25 protein-coding genes are annotated in these 22,764 nt (G+C 39.1%); 11 read left to right on the top strand and 14 right to left on the bottom strand.

Translation table 11 applies throughout. From position 1 onward, the window contains the following. Nucleotides 1–75 precede the first annotated feature (75 nt). From AC1DVB_RS13165 to AC1DVB_RS13145, 5 genes are all read left to right on the top strand, one after another. Nucleotides 76–1,497, top strand: coding sequence for an amino acid permease (locus tag AC1DVB_RS13165; RefSeq protein WP_063575356.1), 1,422 nt, complete (start codon nucleotides 76–78; stop codon nucleotides 1,495–1,497). A gap of 46 nt (nucleotides 1,498–1,543) precedes the next feature. Then, a complete protein-coding gene (gene kynA / locus AC1DVB_RS13160; protein WP_063575355.1) occupies nucleotides 1,544–2,398 on the top strand; it encodes a tryptophan 2,3-dioxygenase in 855 nt (284 codons plus the stop codon). Between the two features lie 39 nt (nucleotides 2,399–2,437). Further along, entirely contained in the window at nucleotides 2,438–3,064 is a 627-nt protein-coding gene (kynB, locus tag AC1DVB_RS13155; RefSeq protein WP_477589545.1) for an arylformamidase, read from the top strand. A gap of 145 nt (nucleotides 3,065–3,209) precedes the next feature. After that, nucleotides 3,210–3,842 (top strand): LysE family translocator, encoded by a 633-nt coding sequence (locus AC1DVB_RS13150; protein ID WP_098866059.1) that lies wholly within the window; start codon nucleotides 3,210–3,212, stop codon nucleotides 3,840–3,842. 142 nt (nucleotides 3,843–3,984) lie between these two features. Then, the gene (locus AC1DVB_RS13145) at nucleotides 3,985–4,332 is read left to right on the top strand and encodes a hypothetical protein (protein WP_477589542.1); all 348 of its coding nucleotides are present in this window, start codon (nucleotides 3,985–3,987) and stop codon (nucleotides 4,330–4,332) included. 40 nt (nucleotides 4,333–4,372) lie between these two features. On the opposite strand, the gene AC1DVB_RS13140 is transcribed toward AC1DVB_RS13145, so the two are convergent. Together AC1DVB_RS13140 and AC1DVB_RS13135 are read right to left on the bottom strand one after the other, a co-directional pair. Beyond that, nucleotides 4,373–5,224, bottom strand: a complete 852-nt coding sequence (locus AC1DVB_RS13140) for an MBL fold metallo-hydrolase (protein ID WP_477589540.1) — start codon at nucleotides 5,222–5,224, stop codon at nucleotides 4,373–4,375. Nucleotides 5,225–5,355: 131 nt separating this feature from the next. Further along, nucleotides 5,356–6,783, bottom strand: a complete 1,428-nt coding sequence (locus AC1DVB_RS13135) for a phospholipase D-like domain-containing protein (protein WP_477589538.1) — start codon at nucleotides 6,781–6,783, stop codon at nucleotides 5,356–5,358. Between the two features lie 198 nt (nucleotides 6,784–6,981). On the opposite strand from AC1DVB_RS13135, the gene AC1DVB_RS13130 reads away from it, so the two are divergent. After that, the gene (locus tag AC1DVB_RS13130) at nucleotides 6,982–7,428 is read left to right on the top strand and encodes a hypothetical protein (RefSeq protein WP_063575349.1); all 447 of its coding nucleotides are present in this window, start codon (nucleotides 6,982–6,984) and stop codon (nucleotides 7,426–7,428) included. A gap of 498 nt (nucleotides 7,429–7,926) precedes the next feature. Here the strand turns inward: AC1DVB_RS13130 and AC1DVB_RS13125 are convergent, their stop codons facing one another. The 5 genes from AC1DVB_RS13125 to AC1DVB_RS13105 form a co-directional block, all read right to left on the bottom strand. Further along, nucleotides 7,927–8,487: a peptidoglycan-binding domain-containing protein gene (locus AC1DVB_RS13125; RefSeq protein ID WP_057276876.1), complete on the bottom strand. Its 561-nt coding sequence runs from the start codon at nucleotides 8,485–8,487 to the stop codon at nucleotides 7,927–7,929. 267 nt (nucleotides 8,488–8,754) lie between these two features. Next, nucleotides 8,755–10,266: a PH domain-containing protein gene (locus AC1DVB_RS13120; protein WP_477589535.1), complete on the bottom strand. Its 1,512-nt coding sequence runs from the start codon at nucleotides 10,264–10,266 to the stop codon at nucleotides 8,755–8,757. Next, on the bottom strand, nucleotides 10,263–10,697 hold the full coding sequence (locus tag AC1DVB_RS13115; protein ID WP_082201224.1) for a PH domain-containing protein: 435 nt from the start codon (nucleotides 10,695–10,697) through the stop codon (nucleotides 10,263–10,265). Before AC1DVB_RS13115 ends, AC1DVB_RS13120 begins: the two co-directional genes overlap by 4 nt. 120 nt (nucleotides 10,698–10,817) lie before the next feature. Beyond that, nucleotides 10,818–11,723 carry an ABC transporter ATP-binding protein gene (locus AC1DVB_RS13110; RefSeq protein ID WP_034309616.1) on the bottom strand — a complete coding sequence of 302 codons (906 nt, stop codon included), beginning with the start codon at nucleotides 11,721–11,723 and terminating at the stop codon, nucleotides 10,818–10,820. Continuing rightward, complete coding sequence (locus tag AC1DVB_RS13105; protein ID WP_034309620.1) at nucleotides 11,723–12,412, bottom strand: ABC-2 transporter permease; 690 nt, start codon at nucleotides 12,410–12,412, stop codon at nucleotides 11,723–11,725. Before AC1DVB_RS13105 ends, AC1DVB_RS13110 begins: the two co-directional genes overlap by 1 nt. 157 nt (nucleotides 12,413–12,569) lie before the next feature. On the opposite strand from AC1DVB_RS13105, the gene AC1DVB_RS13100 reads away from it, so the two are divergent. Beyond that, a complete protein-coding gene (locus AC1DVB_RS13100) occupies nucleotides 12,570–13,286 on the top strand; it encodes a response regulator transcription factor (RefSeq protein ID WP_454861641.1) in 717 nt (238 codons plus the stop codon). After that, nucleotides 13,273–14,997: a sensor histidine kinase gene (locus tag AC1DVB_RS13095; protein ID WP_477589532.1), complete on the top strand. Its 1,725-nt coding sequence runs from the start codon at nucleotides 13,273–13,275 to the stop codon at nucleotides 14,995–14,997. The genes AC1DVB_RS13100 and AC1DVB_RS13095 overlap by 14 nt, the downstream gene beginning before the upstream one ends. Nucleotides 14,998–15,189: 192 nt before the next feature. On the opposite strand, the gene AC1DVB_RS13090 is transcribed toward AC1DVB_RS13095, so the two are convergent. Continuing rightward, nucleotides 15,190–15,372, bottom strand: coding sequence for a hypothetical protein (locus tag AC1DVB_RS13090; protein WP_034309625.1), 183 nt, complete (start codon nucleotides 15,370–15,372; stop codon nucleotides 15,190–15,192). A 180-nt stretch (nucleotides 15,373–15,552) separates the two neighbouring features. Here AC1DVB_RS13090 and AC1DVB_RS13085 point away from each other — a divergent pair, with 180 nt between their 5' ends. Both AC1DVB_RS13085 and AC1DVB_RS13080 read left to right on the top strand, forming a co-directional pair. Then, the gene (locus AC1DVB_RS13085) at nucleotides 15,553–16,326 is read left to right on the top strand and encodes an alpha/beta fold hydrolase (protein ID WP_057276880.1); all 774 of its coding nucleotides are present in this window, start codon (nucleotides 15,553–15,555) and stop codon (nucleotides 16,324–16,326) included. A 55-nt stretch (nucleotides 16,327–16,381) separates the two neighbouring features. After that, a complete protein-coding gene (locus tag AC1DVB_RS13080) occupies nucleotides 16,382–17,014 on the top strand; it encodes a DUF2238 domain-containing protein (RefSeq protein WP_372464642.1) in 633 nt (210 codons plus the stop codon). Nucleotides 17,015–17,039: 25 nt separating this feature from the next. Here the strand turns inward: AC1DVB_RS13080 and AC1DVB_RS13075 are convergent, their stop codons facing one another. The 4 genes from AC1DVB_RS13075 to AC1DVB_RS13060 all read right to left on the bottom strand — a co-directional run bounded on the left by AC1DVB_RS13075 (nucleotide 17,040) and on the right by AC1DVB_RS13060 (nucleotide 19,268). Beyond that, nucleotides 17,040–17,495 (bottom strand): DinB family protein, encoded by a 456-nt coding sequence (locus tag AC1DVB_RS13075; RefSeq protein ID WP_057276882.1) that lies wholly within the window; start codon nucleotides 17,493–17,495, stop codon nucleotides 17,040–17,042. Between the two features lie 931 nt (nucleotides 17,496–18,426). Further along, on the bottom strand, nucleotides 18,427–18,576 hold the full coding sequence (locus AC1DVB_RS13070; protein ID WP_095679135.1) for an FbpB family small basic protein: 150 nt from the start codon (nucleotides 18,574–18,576) through the stop codon (nucleotides 18,427–18,429). 4 nt (nucleotides 18,577–18,580) lie between these two features. Beyond that, the gene (locus AC1DVB_RS13065) at nucleotides 18,581–18,664 is read right to left on the bottom strand and encodes a hypothetical protein (RefSeq protein ID WP_230135499.1); all 84 of its coding nucleotides are present in this window, start codon (nucleotides 18,662–18,664) and stop codon (nucleotides 18,581–18,583) included. Continuing rightward, on the bottom strand, nucleotides 18,657–19,268 hold the full coding sequence (locus AC1DVB_RS13060; protein WP_477589530.1) for a flavodoxin domain-containing protein: 612 nt from the start codon (nucleotides 19,266–19,268) through the stop codon (nucleotides 18,657–18,659). Before AC1DVB_RS13060 ends, AC1DVB_RS13065 begins: the two co-directional genes overlap by 8 nt. 503 nt (nucleotides 19,269–19,771) lie before the next feature. On the opposite strand from AC1DVB_RS13060, the gene AC1DVB_RS13055 reads away from it, so the two are divergent. Then, on the top strand, nucleotides 19,772–20,407 hold the full coding sequence (locus AC1DVB_RS13055; RefSeq protein WP_477589528.1) for a hypothetical protein: 636 nt from the start codon (nucleotides 19,772–19,774) through the stop codon (nucleotides 20,405–20,407). A gap of 141 nt (nucleotides 20,408–20,548) precedes the next feature. On the opposite strand, the gene AC1DVB_RS13050 is transcribed toward AC1DVB_RS13055, so the two are convergent. Both AC1DVB_RS13050 and AC1DVB_RS13045 read right to left on the bottom strand, forming a co-directional pair. Continuing rightward, nucleotides 20,549–21,199 carry a DsbA family oxidoreductase gene (locus AC1DVB_RS13050; protein WP_323602907.1) on the bottom strand — a complete coding sequence of 217 codons (651 nt, stop codon included), beginning with the start codon at nucleotides 21,197–21,199 and terminating at the stop codon, nucleotides 20,549–20,551. A gap of 247 nt (nucleotides 21,200–21,446) precedes the next feature. Next, a partial coding sequence (locus AC1DVB_RS13045; protein ID WP_477589526.1) for an efflux RND transporter permease subunit occupies nucleotides 21,447–22,764 on the bottom strand: 1,318 nt, incomplete at its 5' end.

The raw sequence follows: 22,764 nt of genomic DNA, 5'->3' as shown, positions 1-22,764 counted from the left end.
CAGAGAGGGCTCATCCCTCAAATGGTTAATTAATTAGGGCAGGATAAAATCTTTTTTATAAAAAGGAGATGAACTATGGAGAAAAACAATACTCAATTGAACTTTAAAGATGAGCCAGAAAAAGGATTAAAGCGAGAGCTGAAAACAAGTCAGCTCTCCATGATCGCGATGGGCTGTGCCATCGGGACGGGGCTATTTCTTGGCAGCGGACTTGCGATTCAAGCGGCAGGGCCAAGTGTATTGCTCAGCTATGCTCTTGGGGCGTTCATTGTCTTACTATTGATGGGCTGTTTAGCCGAAATGACGGTTGCCCACCCTACTTCCGGATCTTTTGGGGCCATTGCGGAAAAGTACATGAGTCCAATGGCAGGCTATCTTGTCCGCTATTCCTATTGGATTGGCAATGTTTTGGCTGTTGGGGTTGAAGTAAGTGCAGTCAGCGTATATATGAATTATTGGTTTCCGAACGTGCCGGGAATCGTATGGATTTTGTTGTTTGCAGGTGTCCTGATTTATGTAAATGCTACCAGCGTGAATACATTCGCGACATTTGAGTATTGGTTCTCCTTTATTAAAATAAGTGCCATTGTTGGTTTTATCCTACTTGGAGCCTATGTACTGTTCGGTTCATCCGAACAGCCGCATATAGGACCGGAAAACTTCGTGAATGAAGGCGGTTTTTTCCCATTTGGTTTGAAGGGGATGTGGATAGCCGTATTTATTTCTTTATTCAGCTTTCTTGGAACTGAATTGATAGCGGTTACATCAGGGGAGGCAAAAGATCCGGATGCCGCCGTCCCAAAAGCATTAAAAGCGACTGTGTTCCGTTTATCCACTTTCTATGTGCTGACAATCGGCATCATGCTGATGATCGTTCCTTGGAAAACGGCCGGGATCGAGGTAAGCCCATTCGTAAAAGTGATGGAAATCCTGAACATTCCAGGTGCATCCGGGATCATGAACTTTATTATTCTAACGGCTGCCATATCTGCCATGAACGCTCAGCTCTATGCTTCAACACGGATGATGTTTTCATTGGCACGCGGAAAACATGCACCTGCTTTTTTAGGAAAGTTAAACAAAAGCGGTGTTCCTACGAAAGCCCTTGCTGTCTCTTCAACGGGGATTTTCATCGCTGCAGGCGTTCATGCGTTACTTCCTGGTTCATCCTATGCTTTCATGATGGGGATTTCCATGTTCGGTGCCATGTTCACATGGCTTATGATCTTCATTTCCCATTTGTTTTTCAGGGTGAAATGGGAGAAAACCGGCGGACGCAAATTACCTGTTAGGATGATCGGTTTCCCCTATTTAACGATACTAGGAGCCGTTCTTCTATTCAGTTTGATGATTACGTCATGGTTTACGGATTTCAAAATCATGCTTCAATTCGGGATTCCTTGGTTACTTTTTTTAGCTGTTGCTTATTTTATTTCAAAAGGAAGAAATATTAACCATAATGTAATGGAAGAATCTCTGGAAAAGAAGATAGAATAGAATGGCGGAATAAATAGTTTTTTGCGAAAAGTGAGGAGATTGCGGAATGAAGAATACAGATAAAAATGAACAAACAATAACGGGTCTAGAGAAAGAAATTCAAACCGACTTTCAAAAATCGATGTCCTATGGAGATTACCTCCACCTTGATAAGATTTTAACCAGTCAGCATAGATGCTCCGATCATCATGATGAAATGCTATTTATCGTTATCCATCAAGCGAGTGAGCTATGGATGAAGCTCATTTTACATGAATTGACAGCAGCAACTGAGTCCATCCGCCAAAACAAGTTGGAACCTTCGTTTAAAATGCTGTCTCGCGTTTCGAGGATTCAGCAGCAATTGATCCAGTCATGGAATGTCCTTTCAACTTTAACACCGGCTGAATACATGGAGTTCAGGGATAAACTGGGGCAATCTTCSGGATTCCAATCTTACCAGAATCGTTTGATTGAATTTGCATTAGGAAACAAGAATGTCCATACGCTATCCGTCTATCAGCACCAAACGGATTTATACGAGCAAATGCAGCAGGCCCTTCATGAGCCAAGTATATATGACGCGGCGATCAATGCTCTTGTGGCACGCGGATTACCTATTGATCAAGAAGCCCTCAGCAGGGATTGGTCCCAAAGATATGAACCAAATGCCAGTGTAGAAGAGGCATGGCTGACAGTTTACCGCGATGTTGAGCAATATTGGGACTTATATGAGCTGGGCGAAAAGTTAGTGGACATCGGCCACCAACAGCAATTATGGCGTTTTAATCATATGACCACAGTGGAAAGGATTATTGGTAATAAACAAGGAACGGGCGGATCATCAGGTGTAACGTATTTAAAGAGAGCACTGGATCAACACTTTTTCCCAGAGCTATGGAGTCTAAGAACGAAGCTATAAGATATTCAAGAAACAGCCAGTAGAGACGGAGGTAAATGCATGGGGACATGGATTGATATTTCACAACGTCTGGATGATAACGTTGCAGTCTGGCCTGGAGATACAACTTTCTCTTATAAAGTCAATTGGAGTAAAGAACAGAGCGGATCTGTCAATGTAGGTCAAATCAATATGAGTATCCATACCGGTACCCATATTGATGCACCTTTTCATTTTGATGATGATGGAAAAAGAGTGATTGATTTGGATCTCGACTTATATATGGGAAATGCCCGAGTTATCCATTTACCAAACAAGACAAGCATCGGAGTCGATGAATTAGCCGATATAGATCTACAAGGCGTTACCCGTCTGTTAATTCGCACGGATGCATGGAAGGATCGAAGTGTGTTTCCACAAACCATTCCACATATCCAGCCAGAATTAGCGGCATATCTTTCAGAACACGGCGTCCGTCTTATTGGACTTGATTTACCATCAGTAGATCCACTGGATAGTAAAGAGCTGTCTGCCCACCATGAACTTGCCGATCATGGCATTCACATTTTGGAAGGACTTGTATTAGACGGCATCGGACCGGGTAATTATGAGTTGGCAGCCCTCCCTCTTCCTTTGGTTGAAGCAGATGGAAGTCCGGTACGTGCTGTGTTGAAAAAGTCACCCTGACAAAATGTTTTCAAAAAACGAGCCAGATCAAAAACTGATTTGGCTTGTTTTTTTTGTAATCATTAACTATCAAATTTATCTCCCTAAATCACGTGCATCTATGTTATAATTTTCAGAATTCATCACTAAGAGTGGAGGTCCGAATATGGAAAACTTTTATCTCTTCATCATCATGTGCATCCTTCTCATCATCTTACCCGGTCCAGATACAGCAATAGCCACAAGGAACACCGTTACCGTGGGGACATCGGGAGGTTTTAAAACGATGTTCGGCACATGCTGTGCCCTGCTCATTCATACATCTGCTGCCGTGTTCGGACTTTCAGCAATCATTGTGAAATCCGCTTTATTATTTTCCATCTTCAAATATGCCGGTGCCGTTTACTTGGTATATCTAGGCTTCAAGACACTATGGGGATTAAGGAATAAGCAAGTGGCCGCAGCGGCGGAAACGACGGTCAAAAGTAAGTACGAAAACCAGTCATGCTTTAAGCAAGGGTTCCTTACCAATCTGCTGAACCCTAAAGTGGCCGTCTTCTTTTTAACGTTTCTGCCTCAGTTCGTGAATCCGGGGAATGATACGTTTTTACCGTTCCTGATCATGGGCATGACGTATACCGTTTTAACTGCGTTGTGGTTTGTATTTTATATCTATCTGCTGAACCAGATCAGTGCTTTTATGAAAAAGCCTAGAACCCAAGCGATATTCGAGGGAATAACCGGGACAGTCTTGATTGGTTTCGGGATAAAATTAGCTCTAGAAAAAGCTCATAATTAATTTGAACTGCACCCTAATTGTTAGACATTGGAGGTGCAGTTTTAATATATCGGGGTTTTGGTACAGGTGTAGGGATTTAAGTGCTTGCTGAGTTATGTTACAAAACCATAATTTGGTTTTTAATGCAAGGAGGAAAAAGAACATGACAACCATTGAAGTTAAGAAAACAAAAGATATCGGATTAGGTTCACTTTCTTTCGTGCTATGTTTATTGGGAATATTGTTTACGTTTGAATTTGGCGATAAGTCTTGCATGGGAGATCATATTTTACATGCTATCGGACTTAGCGCATGGTCAAATGGAGATTCAGGTATTCATTATACTGTGTTCTATTCGGCTATATTTTTCACCCCCTCCTTTATTATTGGTCATATATATCCTGATAATAGAGGAGCAAAAGCAGGGAAAATCATATCAGGCTTCCTATCAGTTCTCACCCTTTCAGCACTAATAACGTTTATTATCTCTTTTTTATCGGCCTGGGTATGAGCTCAATAATGCCGGGCTCATACCCCACTTTAGAGTTCAGTCACTCAACATACCCATTCACGAAAAATCCAATCGTTTCGAGCTCGTCCTCAGTTAAACCCCGCTTTAATTCTTTAGCCAATTCCTGCTCCATTAAAGCCCGGTTTCCCCGATGTTCGACCACCGCTCTGGCACATACTTTCATTAGCTTAAGCTCCGCCTCCATCTCCAGTTTCGTGCGAGGCTGATCATGATGGGAAAGTATATAGGTTTCGGCATCATAGGCTTCTATTTTCTTAAGAAGCAGCAAAGCCTGTTCAGCCGTATAATTCCATTTTTCCGCATAAAGATTGGCATACAGGCAGTCTCCCAGAAATAAGGTCTTTTCCTCCTGTATATAAATGATGCAGGAATCATTGGCATGGTCGCCGCCGACATGTTCGATGACACAGGTTATATTGCCGAGATCGATCGTCATCGTTTTTTCAAAGATGATATCGGGCAGGGGAAGGGAAATCTCTCTATTCGTCCCATGTTCCAATTTGATTGCATCGGCACAAAAGGCAATCTCCGTCCCTTCTTCGACACGTTGATCAAGGGCCCGATCTTCCCATGAAAGCTGCTGCATATCTTTAATGCCCGTGTATGTTTTTTCCTGACAAATCACCGGAATCCCGATATTCTCCAGTCCGAATACATGGTCCCAGTGGGAATGGGTAAGCACGAGGAAATTCCCGCTTATATCATTCCGGCGCAATTCGTCCTCAAAAAGCTGTGCATGCCTGACAGAGTTACCGGCATCGATGATGAGCGTTTTCTTGTTTCCCGTCACGGCGGCAAGAACCGGGCGATCCGTTTCCTGAACCGGCGGCAGGTAGGCAATATGTTTCGATAGGTGTTGTAATGTTTGCATGTTTCCGTTCTCCTTAATTGTTGTAGTTAGCTTGCTCAAGTATAGCAAATTACATATGTATTCATAAGATAATCTCCGCAAAAGGATAAAAAGACAACAATCACTGTGATTGCTGTCTTTTTAGTCATGTTTCAAATGAACCTATTGAAATATACCGTAATTTTCGATAGGGCATTTAAAAAGGTAGCCTTAAAAAAAGACTCTTCCCTTTTCCGATCTTCCGGCGGTTGTATATATTTTTTATTGTCCGCAATGAGTGTACTATTTTTGATCTTTGAATCGATGGCTCCTATTAACTGTGATGCAAATCTTTCACTATCGATGACCACCATCGATTCTGTATTTAAAAAGGCAGATCGAGAATCCAAATTGTAGGAACCTACTGCACTTAATCGTTGATCATAGACAATCGATTTACCATGCAAAGAATAAGGCTTTGAATATTCATATACCCTTGCCCCCGTCTCAACGACGCTATCCCTAAAAGCCAAGTAACCGGAAAAAGCGATCATGTTCGGGGTTGAGGCAGCCGAGTTGGTAAGTATGGTCCAATCAGCCTTTGAATCCAATTGCTTCGGTACATATTCCTTCAAGGCATCCGCAGGGACAATATAGGGGCTTTGGATGTATACCGATTGATTGGCGTTCGCAGCAATACCCAATAAAGATCTCCACACTATAGGGTATTTGTTGAACCGTTCGATCGGATTATGAATGAAGGACACTTTTTTAGTAGGTGTTGTAGCCTTGCTCCAATCGACGACTGGTTTCACGAAATCGGTTTCAGTGCGCAAAGCTTTGCTGTATTTTTTCACTAATGCATTTCTTTCGCGTTTTCCTTTTTCCGTTTGCCTTTTTGACAGGTCCGAAAAAACATCGCTCGTAAACGGATGGGTCCATAATTCATTCAAATAGTCCTTCATTTCAACGATTACACTATCTTTCTCCTCTTTAGCATTGAAAATGAGTACATCCCTGTCATAGACAAAATTCCTCGGCGGCTTGCTTGCTAAGTACTTATCGGCAATATTCCTCCCTCCGATGATGCCTAGCTTTCCATCTACCGTGATGATCTTGTCATGAAGGCGATTATGCCAGGTCCACGGCTTAAATGGCTTAAAGGTTTCATAGTATCTTAATTCAATGTTTTCATGTGAAGCCAATGCATAACGGGCACCGCTTAATTGACCTCTAAGCCCATGAGCCATTCCATCCAGAAGGATTCGGACTTTGACACCTCTGTCAGCCGCATCGATCAAGGCTCCAAGAAAAAGCTCGGTTGATTCACCTTTTCCAAAAGCATAGTAGGCGATATCGATTGAATGCTTTGCTTCCTGGATCATTCGCATTCTGGCGAGTCCCGACTCATAACCGTCTTCGAAAAGCAGGACACGATCCACGGTGGCTTCCTTCTCTCCCATGTATTCACTTACCTGTTTTATCGGCTTGTTTTCTTCTTTTTCTGCTTTGGGGAAAAGAACAACAGCCGTCACAACTACATAAAGGAAATATAATAGAAGAACAAGCAATAATCCCTTAATTGCCGTTTTTACAGTCATTGAGCACTCCCCCCTTTAAGCGATATTTTATTACTATTCGTAAAATGCAAAGACTCTATTCAACATCGGCAGGTTTGATACACACGACGGGGCAGCGAGCGGCGATGAGTGGAACCGGAAGAATTTTTTTCCTTTTAAATGTGACAAAGTGGTGAACATGAAAGCAGTTGCATAATATGATATTGAAGGAGGGATTTCATGCTTAAACAACCTGATAGAATAAGTATCTTCAATTATTGTTTTGCATTAGGGGTATCAGAGGTTTTCTTTTTATCCAGCTTTTATCTTTCCATTCTTGACGTTTCATTATTTGCGATCGCTTTGCCATTTTCCGCTTTATTTCTAATGTTCTCCTTGTACCTATTCCTTCGAACGCACAAAGCAGTTAAGACCTTACCCAACCAGGATGAACGAAGAAGGGAAATACATGCATTCTATCATCAATCTTTCGGGATTTTCACAATCATTTTTTTCACTTTACTTTTTGTTGCATTAGCCTTCATTCCCTTGCTCGATAACGGAGGGCATCTCTATCTTCTTTATTGTTTACCGATGGCCTTGCTTTGTATGATTCCTGCGATTGTTTCTTATAAAGGGATGAAATCATTCAAACTGGAAAACGGCAAGAATTTAACGAAAATCTAATTGATTTTACTTTTATTCAAGATTACATCCAGGTTTTTTAGTTGAATGTATAGGGAAAATGAGGATATAATAATAAATATAAAAAAAGACACTGGTTAAACCAGCGTCTCAATGAACAGCAAACTGCATAAAGAGCAGCGGCTTTCTGTGGTAAGTCAGTTGCTACTCGATCATGAAAGTAACCCTTTTCCTACATACATCTGGCCGGATGGTATGGAGGGGGTTACTTTTTTAATGTAACCGCGATTACTGCGACGATTAAAGAGGCAAATGAAATCATTAGCATCAGTCCGTCCATAATAGAAATCACCAGCKACACCCCCTTTCTGAAAAGGAGTGACCGCTGCCCACTATACCAAATTGCTGTCCATTTACTATTATATCTGTATTTACTTGTTATTTATAGCCAAAAATGGATGCATTTAGTCTTCTTGATGCTTTACATAAAAAAAATCCCACTTAAAGTGAGAACCATTTTTGCATGTAGCATGTATTCCTTTATTGTTCCACTACACGGCCATCTTTATAAATGTGGAACCACCCAATCGTTCCTGTGCCGCCTTGATCGATCCAATCTTTATTAGCTGCTTTAAAGTTGTAATATGATTTTCCCTTGCCATCTTTCAGCAATCTGCCATCACCGCTGAATACGATGTTGCTGCCCAGCTTCTTCTTCCCTAACGCGATCGCGTCTTTCTCCGTGAACTGTCTTCTTTCCACCTTATTTTCATCTAAAGCAGCCCATGTCTTCGGTCCGACGATACCATCTGAAGCTAAGTTATGATCCACTTGGAACTCCCTTACCACATTTTGTGTTTGGGTACCGAAAATCCCATCAACACCTACATGATATTTAACATCTTTAAGGCTTTGCTGTAAGTCTCTTACATAACTTGAACGTGAGCCTTTCTTGAGGGTCGGGCGCGTTTCCGCCTTCGTTTCGATTTTCTGGATTTGACTTCCCTTTGATGCCGCTTCGGTATTTGAAGTCCCCGTTCCTAAAGGGGCCAACATCAAGGCAACTGTTGGAATCATGACCAATAATTTTTTCTTCAACACATATAACCTCCATTCAAATGATCACTCCTGCAGGTTTCTGACACTTCCCTTGGAGCCCATTCATTATAACGCAAGGAGTTATTTTATTGGTGTTTTATTACTTTAATTATAAAAAATGGTAAATATGATTCACAGGAAGTGCCGAAATGGAATCCCATTATTGACAATGCACCATCCTCATTCATAGGCTATATTTATATATATTAGTAATCATGCTCTGATCGAATACCTATCCTGATGTTGGTCCTATCTTTAGGCTATACTCTTTCATTCAACTTTGATTTCATTTCTACGTTCCATATACCATTTGTAAAACAAATCAGCCATCTCGAAAGATACATGGTCAATACCAGCATGCTGCACCGGTTTAGCCCGGTTGATTGTCCCAATGGAGGCAAGGCCGAGCATTTTTTGAATGAGATTTCGGGTTACGTTCACTTCAATGATCTTATCTCGTTTTGACACGAATAAAGACGTGGTGAAACTCCCGGTTTTGAATTGAATGAAGTCATTGTTCAAAATGTAGCAGGTATTGAAGAAATCTAATAACCTTGAAACAACAATAATTATTAACAGGATAGCAGATAGAATCCACCAAGCTTCCTCCACTTTCAGAACAGTTGGCTTGAAATAAAATAAGAGAATTGTTGCTATGATCCAGAACCAGCTTGGCCACAGTACGCGCACCCAAAAGGATTTTATCGGAAGGGGAGTCATCTTCTGTGATATTTCATAAAATGGCAATATTTCCGAGACTATTTCATATGCCCGTTTAACAGGTAGATAGGGATAGAGTGAGTTTATTTCAAGCATATCTTCGTCAGAACTCAAACCACCTGCACTTGTCAGTTTCACTTCGGCAAGTCCGAGCAACCGTTTCATGAAGGACTGTTTAATTTCAATTGCCTGCACTTTTTCTTTGGCTATAGAAAAGGCAGTTTCATCGATAAGACCTTTCGTAATGTAAATTCGATCATGGTCTGAGGAAATTTGATAATTCCCATATTTTAAAAATGTCCTCACTATTCCGAAAGTGATAGAAGCAATGACGAAAACAATGATGATGATCGTCATCATCCACCAAGAGCCTATTAGCTTTTCAAAAATTCCCACTGCTTTATTTTCCACATGAAAGATTTCATTGATTTTGAAATAAAAAGAACTAATAAAAGGAATAAGGACCAGAAAACTAAGAGATGTAAAGGACGCTTTTATAATATCCTTTTTTGTCGGCTTATAATGATTGGTCCGATTTGAGATCTCTTTTTTAACTTCCTCTTCAACAGAAGGAATATATTTACATTCGTTAGCATGAATGGTTACTAATTCTTCCTTAACAGTACTTTTCATATGCATTTCCATTCGATTTGCTTCCTTTTGAGAAATGACTTCGAATCTAACAGCAGCATCCTCACCTGTTATACCTGTTTCAAAATTAACGGAAGTCACTTTAAAAATCCGATGGAATAAAGACGTATGACGGTTGACGTTTTGAATTTTAGAAAAAGGAATGGTTCGTTCAGATTTACTGAAAATACCTTTGTATAGATGAAAGGAACGATAATCAAGTTCGTATTTATGGGTGAACCATTTTAAAATAATTGAAATAAGTGTTACTCCGAAAACTATAAAAAAAACAACCCTGCCATATATGATGAAGGTGGATTCAGAACCAGCTTTGATCACAAAGAAATAAATGACAAAGAAAATGGAATTCCTGACTAATTTACAGAAATTAAAAAGCATAAGAAGTGGATTGTACCGTTTTGCTGTCATCATTGCTCCACTTCCTTAATTTTTGCATATTGGGCAATCTGATTCCTTAACTTGATAGCAACCTCTTTTGGTAGAGCTGGTATCGAGTGAGAGGAACCCATCGTTTCAATTGAAACTGAACAGAGTCTGTATTTTCTAAGTAACGGTCCTTGTTTGGTTGCAACCGATTGAATTTTTGTCATTGGGACAAGTTCATGTACTTCATTTAGTACACCAGATTTCAATTGTAAAAACTCTTCATCTACATCAAAGCGCCAGTTTTTATAAAGAAGAAAAGGACTGATCAATGACCAGGCTGCACCTAAAACAGAGATAACTGTAATCCCAATCAGAATCCAACCGATCCACTCTTTCCAAGAAAAACGACAATCTAGGTAAAGTAAGACTCCAAGAATGATGAATGCGATTAGATTCGTAATCGTTTCACTTAACATCCACACTTTTATCGCATCCTTGGATAATCTTTTCTGAGGTAAGCTTATTATAGAATTAATAAAATCACCGCCTGTATTTTTAAATCAATGTGCTTTATAAAAAACTTATATTCATTTAACCTATTCGGCCAAGAAGATTTCTTCTAGTGATGGTTCTTTTACTTTTACACGCAAGATATCAACCTTACACTGATTGAAAGCTCGGATCATGTCAGCAATCTTTTTCTCATCATCAATATTGATAGTCATGTAAGGATCTTTCATTTCCAGGTCTGTACCTACTGACTCCAGCCACTGATGTAATTTCACTTGTTCTGATTTCGGCACCGAAGAATGCTTAAGCTTGACCGTTATCGTCGACCTATATATTTTCCTGAGTTCTTCCATTGTGCCAATATTAACAATCTGACCTTCTTTCATAATCGCTATTCGGGTGCATATTTTCTCTACTTCATAAAGATTGTGGGAAGTCATGAAAATAGTCGCACCTTTTTTTTGCAGATCCTTGATCAGCTTTTGAATATGGATTGCGGATTCCGCATCCAAACCTGAAGTTGGTTCATCAAGAAAGATCAGCTCAGGTTCATGGATGATGGCCTGTGCAATTCCAAGCTTCTTTTTCATACCGAATGAAAATTTAGCGGCTTTTTTATGAGCATGAGATTCAAGACCAACTAACTGCAGGACTTCCATACACCTATCTTTTCCTGCTGGATTTCCTGAAAGAGCTGATAAAAATTTCAAATGCTCCACTGCCGTTAACGAGCCATATAATGTGGAGTAATCAGGCATTACCCCAATCCTCTTCTTTACTTGATCATTTGAACCTTTTACACCTAAGAGTGAGTATGTTCCAGAGTTGGGTTGAATAATGCCGGTTAACATATTGATGAAGGTTGATTTACCAGCTCCGTTACGGCCTAGAAATCCAAAGATTTCTCCTTTTTCCACGATAAGATCAATTCCTTTTACGATTGGTACCGCTCCATACGATTTCTTTAACTGAGTTGTTTCTATGGCGTTCATCAGCATTCCCTCCTTTTGAAAATCAGATTGGCGATAACGAGCATGATACCTGCTAATATAATAATCACCAAAAAGGTATAGTCTTCCCTAATCAGATAATAATAGGGGGTTATGAATTTTATCCAACTCACCCAAACATTCGACGTAAAGGAAACCCATAATCCAATGATAGGAAAAGCTACCCCAACCATGATTCCAAGGAACATGGTAAATCCAGGCTTAGGAATGAGAACGGAAAGTAAGATTGTTAAGCCTATTTGGTAGGTTAATAAACTCATTGTCTGAGTAAAGATAAAAACATCAATCTTCTGGGAAAAGATGCTGGTAAGCAAGAAGGAGGTCGTTAGGCAAATAAGCCAAAATAGCCAAATACCTAAAAACTTCCCCAGTATAATGGAGGTTCTTGAAGTTCTTGTCACTAAAAATCGTATAGTGCGTTCGTGTGTTTCTCTGTTTAGGCTATCGTGTGAAAGGCCCATAACAAATAATTGACCAAAAAATAATATAAGGATCAAAAGACCAACTGTGTGTATATTTTCAGCTTCCCTCGCTGTAAGTTCAATCCCAGACGTTAATAAATCGGAAAACTTGGCCGAATAATAGGAGGTAGCTAATAACATCATTACAATAATAACTGATTTAATTCCTTTAAATAAGCTGATAAATTCTCTTTTTCCAATAATATACATACTAAGTCTCTTCCTTCCTGTTCATCACTTAAGGACTATTATAGGCGTTCTTTCTTAAGCTATCAGAAACTCCACCTTAATTTTTCCTTAATTATTAAATAATTGGTAAACGAATGATATGATAATTTATATATCATAATAGAATGGGAGTATCCATATGCAAGAGACACAAATATTAATTGTAGATGATGAAAAAGCAATATTACATATGTTAACAACGATTCTAAGAAGAGAAGAATTCAAATATATAGATTCAGCATATACTGCTGCGGATGCTTTGTCCTTATGTCAAACAAAACGATATGACTTAATCCTTTTGGATGTTATGCTCCCAGATCGCAGTGGTTTTGAAATTTGTCCGCTCATTAGAGAAACCACCGATGCCCCCATTTTCTTTCTTACGGCACGTTCAACAGATTTGGATAAACTTTCTGGATTTGCATTAGGCGCAGACGATTATATTACAAAACCCTTTAATCCACTTGAGGTTGTCGCAAGGGTAAAAGCACATTTACGGCGTCATTCAGGAAAGGTTTCACACACTCCCCAAACGTTTTACCAATACGGACAAATCCAAGTAAACACTCTATCTGGAGAAGTGACCGTGAATGGCAGGACAGTAGAATTGCCTGCACAGGTTTACCTGCTACTGCTATTCTTCTGTAAATATCCCAATCAGCTTTTTAGTAAAAGCCAGATTTATGAAAAAGTGTGGGGCGAAGAATTTTTAGGTGAGGATAATACCGTTATGGTCCATATTAGTAAACTTCGGGAAAAGATTGAGGACAATCCAAGTAAACCACGTCATCTTATTACTGTAAGAGGACTTGGCTATAAATTTATTTCTGATGGTAGTAAACATGAACATTCATAAACGCTTTATTGTACAGTTTTTTATCCAATTAATACTTGTTTTCATCATATTTTTCTTTATTCTATTGTCCATTTGGGCGATCATTGGCTTTTCCATCATGAATGACGAGGTTACACAAGACTTATCAAAGGCAGATAGCACTTTCTTTTCTGATAGGATTACGATACAAGGTAAAAAAGTGACATTCGATGACGAATTAAAACAGCTGGCAAAGAATCAGAATGGCTGGCTCCTAGTCCTGACAACAAAAGGCGATGTCATTGGAGCTTACAATACTTCAGAAAATGTACCTTCACATTTTAATAAGGGCGAACTTGCTGGTTTAATGCTACAAAATAGCTCTGACCCTGTGGAATACTTCCATTGGAAATTAGATGAAGCGTATCCGAAGCCCCAGTTACTTATATTCGGTAGAAAAAGTTCTGAGACTAGTCTGTTAAACGAGGTTAAGACAAGTGTCGATTGGAAAAATCATCAGCTTAATCTTTCCGCTGCCACTCTTAAGCAAATGGATGAGGAGGGGGGCTGGGTTCAATTAATCAATTCGACCGGTAAGGTATTAGATGGTTATGGCAGCGAAAAGGAAGGGACCTCATACACGAATCAGGACCTTCAAGCCTTATCAGGGAGTGAACAAGATTCAGTTGATGCTTTCTTTGATGCAGAGACAGAACAGACAATAATTGTGGGTATAAACCATTCAGGTTCGACCTCTCTAGAAGAAAACTTGTTCAAAAGGATCAGTAAAAGTATTTTAATCATTTTTATAGCGTTATTTCTTCTATTGTTAACGGGTACTTTCTGGTATGCACGTAAATTTGGGGTTCCTTTGATTACGATGATGAAATGGATTCAAAATCTTGGAAGTGGTTTATATGAACAGCCGCTCGATCTTCATCAACGCCCTATCTTGTTAAATAAAAAAGGAAAGTTAAAAAGGAAATATCGGTTATATAAGGATCTGATTACAACACTTTTACAGTTAACCGAGACCCTGCATCAAAATGAAAAACAACGAAGAAAAATGACTCAAACCAGGGATGAATGGATAAGCGGTCTTTCTCATGATTTAAAAACGCCTCTTGCTTCCATATCAGGTTATGCTCAAATGCTAGAATCTGAAGATTACTCGTGGACAGAAAGAGAGACAAGAGAATTCGCCTTAATCATTGCCGAAAAGTCAGGATATATGATGGAATTACTTGAAGACCTAACATTAACATACCGTTTAAGAAATCAAGCTCTGCCCATTGTGAAAGAAGAAGTGGATATCATTGAATTCATACGCAGAACCATGATCCATTTCATAAATGATCCGGCTAACAACGATATGAAATTCGTCTTCCAGCCGAAAAACGAAACAGCTATAGCATCCATCGATACCAAATGGTTTCAACGGATTATTGATAACCTAATTGCGAATGCAATCCATTATAATCCTGCTAGTACTACGATCACAGTATCTATTTCGCCTATTGAGCAGCACCTTCTCATTATTACGATTGAAGATGACGGCATAGGTATGGACAATGAAACTCTAGATAGGCTCTTCCAGCGCTATTACCGAGGTACCAATACAAGTGATTCCGGGCGTGGAACTGGTCTTGGGATGGCCATAACGAAACAATTGGTTCACCTTCATGGAGGATCGATTAATGTAAAAAGTTCTCCGCAAAGAGGCACAACCGTTCGAATCATTCTCCCTGCCTAAACTAGATGAAAAATAGGCTAGCAGAAATTCATAAGTGTACATTTGAATCAGAGTTAAAGTTCAATCAGATTGGATAATGTCATGATTTCGAAATGTTGGCGTACCCCAAATAGAATTACATATGTTGTTCACAGGCAGGAAGTGACACTTGAATAAAAACAAAATCATCCCCTATAGGAGATGATTTTGTTTTTATTGATTTTCTGGCTGTTGTTGATTCTGCCCTGGCATCCCAGTCCCCATCCCCATCAAGTTCGTGGCAAGCGGCACCATATTTTTCATTTTCCCGCCATTTCCACTCAACATTTGATAAGTGGCTATACCTACTCCGACCGAAGCGACAACTGGTAAAATTTTATCCATGTTTGCTCTCATTTACATCACCTTATTTTATATATTTTTGTTCATTGCCTGAACTATTATATCTTGTTCAAAAAAAACCAAAAAATTCAAGATGTTTGTTACCAAAACAATTAGTAATAAAAACATGTTATGTAGGGAAAATTCACTCAGGAGGGCCAATATGAAAGTATTCTTCGAATGAGGTGAATATTCATGCCAATGTTAGATGCGGACGGTATCAGCTTGCATTATTCTGTTAGGGGTAAAGGGGTTCCTATTGTTTTTATCCATCCTCCTGTACTGACCAGTGTGAATTTCGAATACCAATTGGAGAAATTATCCGAAGAATTCAAAGTTATCACTTTTGATATTAGGGGTCATGGAAGAAGTCAGTATTCAAGACAGCCAGTAACTTATCCCCTGATTATAGAAGATATCAAACATCTGTTGGATCATTTGAAAATCAAAAAAGCAATGATATGCGGATACTCGACAGGCGGCTCCATCGTTTTGGAATTCTTGCTGAGCTGTGCCGATAGGGCTCTGGGTGGCATTGTAATAGGCGGAATGTCTGAAGTGAGGGATACATCTTTAAAGCAAAAGATTTCTTTAGGCATATCACTTGCCCAGAAAGACGCAGTTCCCATTCTTGCGCTTTCCATCTCATGGAGCAATTCAAATACCATTAAGCTGTTCAACAAAATGTTTAATGAAGCCCTAAAAGGAGATGCCCGAAATATCGAGCAGTATTACCATTATAGTTTGCATTATAACTGTACCCATCAGCTTGAGAAAATCAATCTTCCCACTTTGCTGATCTATGGCAAACAAGATAAACCAATGTATCGCTATGCCCATTTATTGCATGAAAAATTGCCCTATACGGAATTAAGATTCATTGATCATGTAAAGCATCAAATCCCTACAAAAGCGGCTAATCATTTAAATGAAAGTATTAAGCACTTTATCCATTCACAATCCGATTGATTTTTCCGATTGTGAATTTCAATCTTTTGCTATGTACATATCATAAATTTATGGAGTGAAAAAATTGGGAAGAGATAAAAGTAGACTGATTCATTTATTATTTCTATTGCTAGTCACTGCAGTGTTTATTTGGTCAGTGATTAAGCCTGAAGGATACTTGATATGGACAATGGAAGTCCTTCCTGCAGTTGTGTTTCTGATTTATGTAATCGCTACATATAATAAATTCCGCCTCACTACATTATCCTATTTCGTTATTGCCGTTCTTTCAATTACCATGTTCATCGGTGCCCATTATACGTACACAAAAGTTCCCCTATTTAATTGGATAAAAGATCATTACGATCTAAACCGGAACCATTATGATCGGTTTGGTCATTTTCTAAAAGGTTTACTTGCAATTGTGATTAGAGAAATAGTAATACGTAAAACTCCCCTAACAAAAGGACCGTGGTTATTTGCTGTCACAGTAAGTTTTGCGCTTGCCATTGGAGCACTCTATGAAATCATCGAATGGATAGCTGCCATCATTTCAAAAGGAAGAAAAGCTTCAAAGGACTTTTTAGGAACACAAGGTGATATTTGGGACGCCCAATGGGATATGGCGTTAACCTTGATCGGCTCTATTATCGTATTGTTCACCTTGTCCAAACTTCATGACAAGCTGTTGCGAAAATTGAAAAATTGAATTAAAAAAGAGTTACCTATATAGATCACTCTTTTTTAATCAGGATTTGATTGTTAATATGATGTTCCATATGTTCGAGATAGTCTTTTATTAGCCACTCCATTGATTTTAGTTGATTATTTCCTATATCACAAAGATTAGATAATCTATCATTTGGTGTATTCGTTATTATATGAATGATTTGCTTATTTAAAGTACAAAAAAGGTTAACGATCTCATCCAATGGTCGCTCTTGGTAATTCTGGACTAATACCCATTGGTCTTGATTATATGATTGTATAACATATGGGTGTTCTTCGTACTGAATCTTGATGAACCTATTCATATTGTTCAATGCAGCATCGCATAGATGTCCTAAAATCTCTTTTTTGGACCATTTGTGTGGCATTGGCCGATGATTTAATTCTTTTTCTGTCATCCGGTTGAACTCTTCTGGTATAAAACCAATCCAATGATTGATTCCATCTATTACATTTTTCAATTTGCACTCCCCCTAAGTTTTACCTAAAGGATTTTTATTCGGCAACCAACCGGATAATACCTCCTTCTTTTGTTGAATATAATCAACATCGTTCAATAACAGAACCAAAAGAAAAAACCGAAATCAACAAAAGGATTTCGGTTCAGACTATAGAGTTTTACATGCAGTTTTTTTCTAACAGACATGCCAGTTGATTTCAGAAATCCGCTCCCTTTCCGCCGACTGCCTGCCAAGCCTCCTCGACGCAAGCGTCTCCGGGGTCTCGGCTAGCCAGTTTTTCGGCAGGAGTGTCGCATATTTCTTCCATCCATTAAGGATGACAGGAAAAAAACATGAAGGATAACCTTGTCTTAAAYAKGGKTTGGAAKGTGTCCAGCCTACAGTTTCTTCTTAACAAACGTTCCAGTTGATTYCAGAAATCCGCTCCCTTTCCGCCGACTGCCTGCCAAGCCTCCTCGACGCAAGCGTCTCCGGGGTCTCGGCTAGCCAGTTTTTCGGCAGGAGTGTCGCATATTTCTTCCATCTATTAAGGATGACAGGAAAAAAATATGAAGGATATCCTTGTCTTAAATAGGGTTTGGAATAAGACGAGCCAGCAGTTTTTTCTTTTAAAACACAAAGTTGATTGGAACGAAAGGTACGAGACTCCTGCGGGAAAAGCGTGGCAAGGGAGACCCCGGAGGCGCGCCGAGGAGGCTCCCTGACCGCCCGCGGAAAGCTAGTGACTGAAGTGGAAATCTAAATTTTACACCGCAAAAAAAAACTGTGGGCAAATTGATTTCTATCTTTTTAAACAAAGTTAATTGGAACGATGTTCGAGACTCCAGCGGGGAATGCGTATCCAAGCTGTGACCCACAGGCGCAAAGAGCTCCGAGGGCAGATCACCCTTGGAAAGCTAGTGACTGGAGGCAAMGTTCAAATTTTGACCAATCATGATTGTACTTGCTTACTGCCCTTTTTTTCATTGATGGCTTTTTGATCGATTTTTGTATAGATGCGTTCCACTTCGATTTTGTCATGCAACAGAAGCTCGCGGTTTTCTTTTAGCAGTTGAGTATAAGATTTCCTTCTCCTAGACATTTTTTTATTCACCTCTCAAGTGATTGAATTCCTTCTGTAAAACTACGATTGGAAGCTCGTATAGTTGTTTATTATATTTTTTAAAAATCCCGAATTTCAGAAGTTCTTGTATAAGTTCTTCTTTTTTTGCTTCTCCCTTTGTACTTGATTGGGTAATCATCAAGGACCCTCCTTAACAAAAATACAGACTTTTGGTATTTGGGGCTGCCTAGCATCCGATCCCACATGAAGAATCTCCACTTTTTCCTATTGCTTCCCCATATAAGGGCATGCTCTGCAAAGTCTTCGCATTTCCTACATTGTTCGTATGTACTGCTTTCTTGGTGTATTTTCAATACTCGATCATATACGTCAAATCCAAATCGCTTCATTTTATCGGAAAGGATATCTATCGCGGCGCAGGGCTTCGAATGGGTAAGGTCGCCAGCACCAAAGTATGCAACTTTCACTCCAGCAAAGTCCACTTGGTCAATTTCTTCATAAAACTCGTTTGCTTCATACGGTACATCTTCAAGATTCCATGTATATAAACCAATAAAGGCCAAATCAAAATCCTTTAAAGCATCAACTTCAACAGTATCCAATCTTTCCATATATACTTCACAGCCGACAGCCTTCATTCTATTCTTTATGTTTATAGCCATTTTCTCGGTATTATCGGATAAACTGACATAACCAATGAATACCTTCACCTATATCACCTTCCTAATTGAGAATCAATTTCATTACACACTTCACTATAAATGAAAATGATTCTCATTGTCAATTATTTACCTCCGTTAATTATATTAAGCAGTCCTTCTTCATCTTAAAAATAATATAAATGTCCTAAAAATTAAGTAAAAAAACAAAAATGTCTAGGTGAAAAAACCTATATTTTCACAAAAAATCATGATACACTATGTAATAATTTAACAAGGTTTTAGTTATTTTGAGGTTAAATAAAAAGGCTGTTTTCRCATACTTTGTTGCTATTTACCAAGTAGTGCGGTGTGGTTGATTTCCCCTCCAGATGCTCGCTTTCCGCGGGGCGGGCGGTGAGCCTCCTCGGCGTAAACGCCTGTKGGGTCTCACCTGTCCCGCTGCTCCCGCAGGAGTCTCGCACTTCCGCTCCAATCAACCTTAAATAGAGTCGTTTTAAAAACAACAATCTTTACGAAAAGAGCCAATAAAAAACATACTAGGTGGGCTACTAATGGAATGGTTGAAACCTTGTGAAGCTAATAATCAGTTCGAAAACAATACAGACGGTTTTTCAGATTTCAAGATCAGGGAATTTACCCCTAATTCAAATTCCGAAAAAAAATATTCACTATTAACTCAATTCTTTTTACTGTTGGGTTGCCAAGATGAAAGTAGTGTTACTTCGTTATTTGTCGATAGAATTGATAATCAAGTCATCGAAGAAATTATTATGCATTTTGACAACACCAAGATTTTATTAGAAAACGAAGTACCATCAGAAATAATGTTAAATAAGCCGAATCAAGAATCTCTCTCCTTGATCAGGTCGAGTCACATAAATCCAATAATAAAAAATCTATATGGGACAATTAGCAAATCACAATATGAATGGAAACCACAAAAATCATACAAGATAATACCAGAATTTATAGAGAAATACGAAGATATGGAGTTCGATAAGGTGTTAGCTTATTTAAAAAACACATCAAAGGGGCCAATAATCTCGCTCTCCTTATACAATTGGACTTTAAAAGCTTGCTTAAAAGATACTTTTGCCATTAGATATTTCACGCATAAGTGTAAAAATGCTTATATATGGGTTGATGATTCTAATATTGTTTCTACAATTCAACTAGAAGTACATTAAAATACCCCTTTTATAAAACAGTAAAAGAAAAGGTTTTATAAAAGGGGTTCTTCTGTAAGTATTCTAATCAAGCCCTATATTACGTAGCTTGAAATGACCTTACTGTTGTAAATTCTCATTTCCCTGACAGTAAAAACTTTATTAGCAATTCACCTTACCATCACATTGCAAGCCATCAAATTCATTCCGTTTATTTTTTGCTTCTTCCTTCTCAATGACTTGCGCTAGCCTTTCTTTGCTGGCTAGTCCTTGAATGACTTCATCACCAATAATAAAAGTCGGGACAGCCCTGATATCTGCTTCTTCATAAGCATGTTTGAGTGCTTGCTGGTGCACTTCCCGATACTTTCGGGACACTAACGCTTCTCTAAAGGCATCTATAGGAAGCTCAACTTCACCCGCTAATTTTGTCAATACTTCAATATCTTCAATATTTTGTTCCTCTTGAAAAAACGCGGTAAATACTCTGTTGTGGAATTCGTTCCCTTTTCCGTGCTCCTTTGCAAAATGGCAGCCTTCGAATGCCAAATGTGTATATGGATGCGGGGAGACACGGGGTAAACGCATATCAACCCCTAGCTTTTTCGCAACAGGAAGAATGTAAGAGTCCCATGAATTCAACTTATCGGGTTCCTTCCATGGATCAATTTTCGTATATGGACTCGGACGCAATTCAAATGGCATCCATTCCACTTCTACATCCTTTTCCTTCACGATTTCGTCCAAAGGCCCTTTACCTAAAAAACAAAAAGGACAAATAAAATCAGAATATGCTTTAATTTTCACTGTCATCATATATTCCCTCACTTTTCAATATCAGTTAAACTTGTAACCAAACCAGTTACAACACAGAGCAAAAAAAATCAATATAATTACATGGCATTCAGTAACTGTACAATCGATTGCTTCCTGCGATTGTTTACCACCTGCTGTAATCATTTTAGTTACAGGTTGGAGGAAAGTCAACCATTATTTTTTAAAGAAAAAAAGTTTGTAAAGAAAATGTCGCTTTCTCTACAAACTTTTTTATATCATATCCTTACATCTCGATTTGTTCGTTAACGGGTTCTCTCTTTTTCCTTCTCTGTTTTTTCGATTTTTTATAGTACAGCAATTCGTATATACATGGAATGACGATCAGTGTGAGCAGTGTGGAAACAGCTAGCCCGCCAATGACAACGATCGCCAAGCTTTGTGAAACCAAGCTTCCTGTTTCCGCCTTTTTATATAAAAGCGGCAGCATGGCACAAATCGTTGCTACAGCCGTCATTATGATTGGACGGAATCTTGTGGCTGTCGCTTCGACGATCGCTTCACGGATGATCATTTTTTCTTCGTTTTGTTTGACTCGATCCAGAAGCACAATCGCGTTTGTCACAACAATTCCAATTAACATGAGAGCACCCAGCAGTGCTGTAACATCAACTGGAATTCGACTGATGACCAATCCTAATACCGCTCCAATGGCAGCGAATGGCAAGGAGAATAGAATGGCAATCGGTGCTTTGATCGATTTAAAGGTTATAACCATGATTAAAAAGACAATGCCGATCGATATTAACATCGTAAGGAATAAATCGGAAAAATCATCTGTCTGCTGAGCACTGGCTCCGCCGACTAAAATCTCTACATCATCCGGAATACTAAGGCCTTTGTTCTCTTTATCTCCAAAGATCTCGAGATTTATTTTACTTGCAATATCGGACAGCTTAGCCGGATCGACCGTTGCCGTTAATTGGAGATATGTTTCTCCATCTTTATGGAACTGCATTGTTGCGCTCTCTTCGCTCTTTAAAGAAGCAACTTTTGACACTGGGGCTAGACCCCCGTCTGTCATGATCGGAATGCTTTTTAAATCCTCTGGTTTTTTAGGATCCAAGATTGGTTCAAGGACGACAGGAGTTTGCTTATCCTGTAAAGTTATATGGCCGATAGGCGTTTTATTAAGCATGATACCTAATTGTTGGCCGATTTGTTCTGTATTGCCTTTAGCTGGATCTACCGTGAATGAATAAATGGTTTTCTTTTCATCCTGGTTCGTTGTAACCTCTTCGATTCCTTTAATGTCCTGAATTCTTTCTTTGACATTATTGGCCGTCCGTTCCAAATCTTCAACATTACTGCCGATCACATCTATCGTAATGTTCGTCTTTGATGCTCCCATCATAAAGGAAGAGGCTTGGGCAGTAAGCTTCGCATCAGGATAGTTTTCTTGTTCCTTTTCCATTTTTTTCAGGATTGCATCTACATTTGCTTTATCCTTTACCAGGATGCCGAAAATCGCTTCTGTAGGTGATGCGACTTCGCCATATTGTGCTGTCTCGGGCGAGTTTCCTAATTGCATGAAAATATCATCC

Source organism: Peribacillus sp. P4_D6 (genome assembly GCF_056401795.1).
Note: the sequence above shows the minus strand (reverse complement) of the source record. Positions and strands in the feature narration are given on the sequence as shown.